Raw genomic sequence first — 6,807 nt, 5'->3', positions numbered from 1 at the left:
TATGCTGATTTTATGCTGCCACTTGAACAACAAATCAGTCACTTACTATGTAGGGCAAAAGATACACACCTTTCAGCCTTAGCTGGCCTTAAAGCGCAAAACAAATTTAAAAAACGTAAATATAAGGCCCGACGCAAAAAGGCGAGCCCCACATTAAAAGTTGGCGCTTAACGAAATGCGCAACCGGGCTCTTTTCCTAAGGCTTTTAGTAGCATGGCCATTGGGCAGAATCCTGTGAATGCTGCCTGAAACATATTGACGCCAACAAAAGCCGTAAATGCCAGCCAATAGACCGAATGGACCTGACTGAGAATAACACTAACAAGAATAAACAGCCCGGCAACGGCAAATACAGTTCTATCGATATTCATGATCTAAAACCTCTTCTAAACTAAATATTAGGTTTTACTAATATAGATGCTTGAATTATATTAGTCAATGCTAATATAATCGCTGCTATGTGATGGTTTACCTAAGTTTTGCCAGAATGAGAGGAAGAGTATGATGAAAGTATCTTGTCAAAGATTATCTGTTGCTTTGTTGCTGCCTGTACTAGGCTGGGCTGGTGCTAGCAGTGCTGAAACCGCTTCAGACCTAGCAAGCGAAGGTAAGCAAGTGATTCAACAATTTGCAGGAGAGTTGAAATCAAGCCTGCAAGCAGCGGTAAAAGAAGGTGGCTTTACCAAGGGTATTGAGGCTTGTTCTGTGGATGCAGAAAAAATCGCCAGCAAACATAGCCAAGGAAAATGGACAGTTTCCCGCACCAGCCTTAAAACACGTAACCCTGATAACAAGCCAGATGCCTGGGAGGCGAAAGTACTTGCTGACTTTGAACAGCAACTCAAAGCCGGAAAGCCTGCTACACAGTTAGCAGCGGTGAAAAAAGAAGGGAGTACCTTTCGTATGATGAAGGCTATTCCAACTCAAGGTATGTGCTTGTCGTGTCATGGAGAGAGTCTAACAACAGATATTCAAAAGGCACTCTCGGAACAGTACCCGCACGATAGGGCGGTAGGTTATCAGGAAGGACAGATTCGTGGGGCCTTTAGTTTGTTGCACACCGCGAAGTAAATACGGAAGATATTTCGTTCTGGCCTAATCGATTTGTGAGTGAATAAGTGACAGAATAGCCCCCTTATCTTTGTATGTAGATTTCTGGTGACGATTTAAAAGGAGTTTTCACAATGGCCATCGCGCTTACGCTCCACATATTGGCTGCAACAATTTGGGTTGGCGGAATGTTTTTCGCCTATCTATGTCTTCGTCCTGTTGCAGCAAGCTTATTGGAACCTCCGCTACGTCTAAGTTTGTGGCAAGATACCTTTAAGCGTTTCTTTTTTTGGGTATGGATAGCAGTTGCTGTTTTATTGGTGAGCGGTCATGGCATGATTGCCTTATATGGTGGCTTTGCTTCGATAGGTAAGCATGTTCATATGATGCTTGGTCTAGGCTATATCATGTTTTTATTGTTTGGGCATTTATACTTTGTTCCATTTAAGCGTATGAAAGCTGCAGTGAGCGAGAATCGTTGGCCTGATGCCGCGACGCACTTAAATCTAATCCGTAAAATCGTCGCAATTAACCTGACACTGGGCTTGATCGTTATTGCTATCGCAAGTGGTGGTAAATTCCTGTTTTCTGCCTAAGTAAGTGAAGAAAACTTAGAGGGCTTAAGGCTGAATCAAAGAGGCGCTTTTGAGTGCATGCAGGTAAGCACTCAAGTCGCTTAGATGTCGATCATCAATGGCTATCTTCATCGTCACGGCTTGTTGATACTCAGTGCCGATGACTTCGCCTTGATGTTGAAAAAGCCAGTGTCGGATAGCCTGTTCGTCTGAAAAATCACATTGTATTTGGAATTCGTCGAGTTCCACTTTCAACTCTGTTTCACCTTCGTCATAGGCTTGCTGGGCCGCCTGGGAGTATGCTCTGACTAATCCGCCTGCGCCGAGCTTTATACCACCAAAATAACGAATCACAATGATCATGGCATCGCCAATATCTTTATGTTGAATGACATTCAGTATCGGCTTGCCTGCGGTGCCACCGGGTTCGCCATCGTCAGACATGGCCGCGAAACTCGGACTATGAGGTGGACCGATTTGGTAGGCCCAGCAATGATGGCGAGCATCGGGGTAATCTCGTTTAGCTTGTGCCAAAGCTAGCATGGCCTGCTCTCTATCTGTAACACTAAAATGCCGGGCGATAAAACGACTCTTCTTTATTTCATAAGTAGTTTCAATGCAGTCTTTAGGGACTAAGTAACTAAGCGCCATGGCTGGATGTTCCTGATTGGGATAAGCCGACTTACGCACAGCCTATAAACGAGATGTTGGTTCGACGAAACTCTGATCTCGACTAAAATTGTAAACTAGCATAAATTTTTGTGATATTGCCAGATTGAATATGTCTTAGCACTATGCCGAATAGGCGATCTCGGGTATCCTTGCGCGCTCTTTACACTTTGGTGAATGTGTAGCTTATAACTATTGATAGCGATGCCGCCAAACTTAATCTTGTTGGGCCCATAGGATGAGTGCCAGTTGTAGTTGGCCAGGGGAAACAGTTTAAATATGGCTGAGCAGTTTTTCGCGTTTTTACTCACAGTTTGGATGGAATCTTTATGAAATCATTGAGTTTAGCAGATCAGATTTTCTTATGGCTCGAGAAACGTCAGCAGCCAATGCATGTGGGTGGTTTGCACCTTTATCACTTTCCTGAAGATGCCGGCCCAAAATATGTGACAGAGCTTGCTGAGTATATGCGTTCCTTTCAGCAACCCATCGCGCCTTTTAATCAGCGTTTAAAATCTCGCTTCGGCCAATACCATTGGGAAGAAGATCTTCAGTTTGATCTAGAGCATCACTTTCGTCATAGCGCCTTACCAAAGCCAGGAAGAATTCGAGAACTACTCGCCTTGGTTTCGGTTAAGCATGGCGCCCTAATGGATCGAGAGCGACCAATGTGGGAAAGCCATTTGATTGAAGGTATTCGAGGTCGTCGTTTTGCGATGTACTTTAAAGCGCACCACTGTATGTTAGACGGTGTGGCGGCAATGCGGATGACAGCTAAGCTGTTATCAGAAGACCCTGAAGCTCGTGGTTTACCGCCTTTGTGGGCCTTGCCTCAAGTGAAGAAGATCCGTCCAGAAAATATTAATAATGCCAATATTGCGCAGAGTCTGGCAAATATCGTCGGTGAGGCCGGGAAGCAAATTTCTACGGTGCCGACGCTTATTAAAGAAGTGAGTCATGCTATAGGGCAGGCACGATCTAATCCAGATTATGTCTCTGTGTTTCAGGCGCCGAACAGTATTCTAAATAAGCCAATAACAGGCTCGCGTCGTTTTGCAGCGCAGTCATATCCAATAGAACGCTTTAAAACCTTGGCTAAGAAAATGGACGCCACACTGAATGATGTTGTGTTGGCTGTTTGCGGTAGTGCCTTACGTAATTATTTAATTAGTCAACATTCCTTACCCACTAAACCCTTAGTTGCGATGGTTCCAATGTCTATGCGCCGAGATGATAGTGCGGCGGGAAATCAAATTGCGATGATCCTTGCTAGCCTGGGAACCCATGTTGCTGACCCAGCTAAACGCTTGGAAATGGTAAAAAATTCGGTCAAAGATTCCAAAGAGCGATACTCACAGATGTCGCTTGAAGAAGCGATCAATTATACCGCTTTGACCTTGGCACCCGCTGGTTTGAATATGTTAACGGGTTTGTCGGAAAAACTTCAGGCATTCAACGTTGTTATTTCTAATGTACCAGGGCCAAAGAAAACACAGTATTGGAATGGTGCGCAGCTAGAGGGGATGTATCCCGTTTCAATACCTCTGGATCGTATTGCCTTGAATATTACTTTGGTCAGTTATGTAGATCAGTTAGAATTCGGCTTTACGGCTTGCCGCCGCACCTTGCCGTCTATGCAGCGTTTGCTGGATTATGTACAGAAGGGATTAGAGGAATTGGAAGTGGCAGCTGACATCTAAGATATTACCCTACTGACCATTTCGATTGGCAAGTAACAAACTTAACGACTAGTAGATATAGAGATATGACAAAGAAGACTGAAGATAAACCTCAATCGTTCGAGCAGAAAGTGAGCTATGGATTTGGATGGCAGTTTGGCCGTCAGATGCAAAAGAACCGCTTCGAGGGAATGGATATTGAAGCAACGATTCAGGCTTTGCGAGCATGCTTTAATGGTGAACCTTCGGCTTTGTCCGAAAGCGAACTCAACGAAGCCTATGACACGATTAAAGAAAAGCGCATGCAGTTCGAGAAAGATCGTACCGAGAAGTATCAGGATTTGTGCAAAACTTTCTTAGATGAAAATGCCAAGCGAGAAGGCGTACAAGTTACCGACTCAGGTCTACAGTACGAAATTCTGGAAAGTGCAGAGGGCGATAAGCCTAGTATTGATCAGACTGTACGCGTTCACTATCACGGCTCATTCATTGATGGCCAGGTTTTTGACAGCTCTATTACCCGAAATGAACCCGCTGAGTTTGCATTAGATCAGGTTATCCCCGGTTGGACGGAAGGTTTATCAATGATGCCTGTCGGCTCAAAGTGGCGCTTTGTAGTACCCTCTAAGCTAGCCTATGGTGAAATGGGCTCGCCGCCAGCAATACCGCCTAACGCGGTACTGGTATTCGATGTTCACCTGATGAATATTGTTAAGTAAGACTTGCCGTTTTTGCTACCAGGCACCTCGAAGAGCAATACTGCGTGGTGCCTGATTAAGGCCTAGGAAGCTTCTGCTTTCTCTGTATTTACAAAGTAATAGGAGGGCTGAGGGATGACAATTACGCAACTTACTGAACTATTAGGTTGGGCGGTTTTGATTAATCTTGCTTATCTGTCTCTGGCTAGTATCGCGGTGGTATTTTTCAAAGAGGCCATTACATCGATACACAGCAAGATGTTTGATCTTGAGGAAAAGCAACTGGCCCCTGTTTATCTTAGCTTTCTAAGCCAGTACAAAGTCATGACTTTGGTGTTTTTTGTTGCGCCCTACCTTGCGTTGAAGATTATGTGGCATTAGCTCTGCTTTGACCTGAGTAGCGCAGCCTACGGCTAGCGTGAAAACTTTAGAATATGGCCTTTGAACTGGCCCTCTAAATAGTCGGTATGCTCAGGCTTAAAGTGGCTTGAGCTAAAACCAAAGTCAATCATTCGTTTGCTGAGTTTGTTTTTTTTGCCGCGCCCAGGATCTACCAAAATGACCTCACTTGTTGGCTTGGAGTGTCTTTCAAAGAAATTAGCTAATAAGCTAATGTGTTCGTCTTCATATAATATATCGCTACCAATGATCAGGTCGAAAAGGCCTAAGCTATCATTATCTTTAGCCCAGTCTATACGTTCAAAGGTGATGTCGGCGTCGCTATTAAGTTCGGTATTTCGTTGTAAGAATTTTTCAGTTTCAGGGTGGTAGTCAGTGGCAGTAATATCGGCGTGCTGCTTATTTAGTAATAAACTCGATAAAGCCATGCCGCAACCAACTTCCAGGACCCTTTTATCACCAATAGTGTAGTTAAAGATGAAGTGTGCGAGCACCATACTGGAAGGCCAGATGACACCGAAGATGGGCCATGCTGCAGAGCTGATGCCCAGTTTCTCAGCGATGCCTTCCGGATCATGAAATTGCTGTCTGTCACGGAGTGTACAGAGATGAATATCGGTCTTACCAAACTCAATGGTTTGGTAGCACAAGCGTAAGTCTGTCATTTGGCTGCCTTCGTATTTGCGCTAAATATCTTTATAGATAATTAGCACAGAGTGGCGCTGAGCCAGGTATCGAGGATAAATGACAAAACGGAGTACTACTTAGGGTATAGCACCTGTAAAGAAAGGCAATGTATTTCGCTTATTCTTTGTACTGGGAAAATCGCTGATAATTGGCGCTTGTTAGGATTAACAACTGGCTAACGGCAACTAATTCTAGCTTGGCTAAACCTTGTAGCTTTAACGAGTGGTAGAACTCGGTTGGAAGATAAATGAAATCCTGTGAGGGTTGAAGAGCCTCAATAAGCTACAAGGGAGAGCTTATTGAGGCGGATAGCTTAGTCACTCTGGAATAAACTACTAGCAAGCATGGGCCAATGTGCTGACCAACCTTGCGTAGGGCTACGCTTAAATTCGCTACGCACATATTGGTGGATACGACCTTCGATATTTAAAGTGAGCAAACTCGCTGCACTGCTGCCGGTTAGGCGAGGTCTCTTTTGCTCGCGAATTTCAGCTTCTCGGATTATTTGGCGTAACTGAGTTTCAAGACGATCAAAGAACTGGGCAGAACGCTGTCGAATTTTTGGCTTTTCACCCGCCAATGCACCGCCTACTAATAAAGAACACATACCGGGGTTCTTTTCAGCAAAAGCCAATATAAAGATTACGATCCGCTGAAGTCGCTCAATGCTTCCAGGGACTTCTTGAGTAATCAATTTGATGCGTGTAAATACCGACTCTTCTATAAATTCTAACAGGCCTTCAAACATCTTCCCTTTGCTGGGAAAGTGTCGGTATAGCGCTGCTTCAGTGACGCCGACTTCCTTGGCAAGTTTAGCGGTTGTGATCCTTTCGCCAGGATTCTTCTCAAGCATCTGAGCCAGCACTTCCAGAATTTGCTGGCGACGATTAGGCTTGTTGCTTTTTTCTGTCTTGCTATTAGGGGTATTGCTTGTCGGCTGGTCCGGCATTCTCAGCGTTTCCTATAAATAATCACTAAATAAGTATTAAGGTCTATCTTGAGTCAATATGACTAGACGATCAAGCCCTCTATTGGCGAAGAGGCTGAAGC

General features: G+C 44.5%; 9 protein-coding genes. 5 read left to right on the top strand and 4 right to left on the bottom strand.

Translation table 11 applies throughout. From position 1 onward, the window contains the following. Nucleotides 1–167: 167 nt before the first annotated feature. Complete coding sequence (locus tag A3735_RS25195) at nucleotides 168–371, bottom strand: DUF2892 domain-containing protein (protein WP_068512074.1); 204 nt, start codon at nucleotides 369–371, stop codon at nucleotides 168–170. Nucleotides 372–501: 130 nt separating this feature from the next. Here A3735_RS25195 and A3735_RS25190 point away from each other — a divergent pair, with 130 nt between their 5' ends. Continuing rightward, a complete protein-coding gene (locus A3735_RS25190) occupies nucleotides 502–1,071 on the top strand; it encodes a DUF3365 domain-containing protein (protein WP_068512077.1) in 570 nt (189 codons plus the stop codon). A 113-nt stretch (nucleotides 1,072–1,184) separates the two neighbouring features. Beyond that, entirely contained in the window at nucleotides 1,185–1,646 is a 462-nt protein-coding gene (locus tag A3735_RS25185; RefSeq protein WP_068512081.1) for a CopD family protein, read from the top strand. A gap of 24 nt (nucleotides 1,647–1,670) precedes the next feature. Here the strand turns inward: A3735_RS25185 and A3735_RS25180 are convergent, their stop codons facing one another. Then, nucleotides 1,671–2,276: a YigZ family protein gene (locus A3735_RS25180; RefSeq protein ID WP_068512085.1), complete on the bottom strand. Its 606-nt coding sequence runs from the start codon at nucleotides 2,274–2,276 to the stop codon at nucleotides 1,671–1,673. 347 nt (nucleotides 2,277–2,623) lie between these two features. On the opposite strand from A3735_RS25180, the gene A3735_RS25175 reads away from it, so the two are divergent. From A3735_RS25175 to A3735_RS25165, 3 genes are all read left to right on the top strand, one after another. Beyond that, nucleotides 2,624–3,994 (top strand): wax ester/triacylglycerol synthase family O-acyltransferase, encoded by a 1,371-nt coding sequence (locus A3735_RS25175; RefSeq protein ID WP_068512090.1) that lies wholly within the window; start codon nucleotides 2,624–2,626, stop codon nucleotides 3,992–3,994. A 65-nt stretch (nucleotides 3,995–4,059) separates the two neighbouring features. Next, nucleotides 4,060–4,692 (top strand): FKBP-type peptidyl-prolyl cis-trans isomerase, encoded by a 633-nt coding sequence (locus tag A3735_RS25170; RefSeq protein ID WP_068512094.1) that lies wholly within the window; start codon nucleotides 4,060–4,062, stop codon nucleotides 4,690–4,692. A 114-nt stretch (nucleotides 4,693–4,806) separates the two neighbouring features. Further along, entirely contained in the window at nucleotides 4,807–5,052 is a 246-nt protein-coding gene (locus A3735_RS25165; RefSeq protein ID WP_068512097.1) for a DUF6868 family protein, read from the top strand. A 32-nt stretch (nucleotides 5,053–5,084) separates the two neighbouring features. On the opposite strand, the gene A3735_RS25160 is transcribed toward A3735_RS25165, so the two are convergent. Continuing rightward, nucleotides 5,085–5,735, bottom strand: coding sequence for a methyltransferase (locus A3735_RS25160; protein ID WP_068508015.1), 651 nt, complete (start codon nucleotides 5,733–5,735; stop codon nucleotides 5,085–5,087). 335 nt (nucleotides 5,736–6,070) lie between these two features. Beyond that, nucleotides 6,071–6,706: a nucleoid occlusion factor SlmA gene (gene slmA / locus A3735_RS25155; protein ID WP_068512101.1), complete on the bottom strand. Its 636-nt coding sequence runs from the start codon at nucleotides 6,704–6,706 to the stop codon at nucleotides 6,071–6,073. Between the last annotated feature and the right edge of the window lie 101 nt (nucleotides 6,707–6,807).

This window comes from Oleiphilus sp. HI0061 (assembly GCF_001635675.1).
Note: the sequence above shows the minus strand (reverse complement) of the source record. Positions and strands in the feature narration are given on the sequence as shown.

Bases quoted from the DNA above. Each gene is read 5' to 3' on its own strand.
- A3735_RS25195 (WP_068512074.1), bottom strand. From the start codon at position 371: ATGAATATCGATAGAACTGTATTTGCCGTTGCCGGGCTGTTTATTCTT.
- A3735_RS25190 (WP_068512077.1), top strand. From the start codon at position 502: ATGATGAAAGTATCTTGTCAAAGATTATCTGTTGCTTTGTTGCTGCCT.
- A3735_RS25185 (WP_068512081.1), top strand. From the start codon at position 1,185: ATGGCCATCGCGCTTACGCTCCACATATTGGCTGCAACAATTTGGGTT.
- A3735_RS25180 (WP_068512085.1), bottom strand. From the start codon at position 2,276: ATGGCGCTTAGTTACTTAGTCCCTAAAGACTGCATTGAAACTACTTAT.
- A3735_RS25175 (WP_068512090.1), top strand. From the start codon at position 2,624: ATGAAATCATTGAGTTTAGCAGATCAGATTTTCTTATGGCTCGAGAAA.
- A3735_RS25170 (WP_068512094.1), top strand. From the start codon at position 4,060: ATGACAAAGAAGACTGAAGATAAACCTCAATCGTTCGAGCAGAAAGTG.
- A3735_RS25165 (WP_068512097.1), top strand. From the start codon at position 4,807: ATGACAATTACGCAACTTACTGAACTATTAGGTTGGGCGGTTTTGATT.
- A3735_RS25160 (WP_068508015.1), bottom strand. From the start codon at position 5,735: ATGACAGACTTACGCTTGTGCTACCAAACCATTGAGTTTGGTAAGACC.
- slmA (WP_068512101.1), bottom strand. From the start codon at position 6,706: ATGCCGGACCAGCCGACAAGCAATACCCCTAATAGCAAGACAGAAAAA.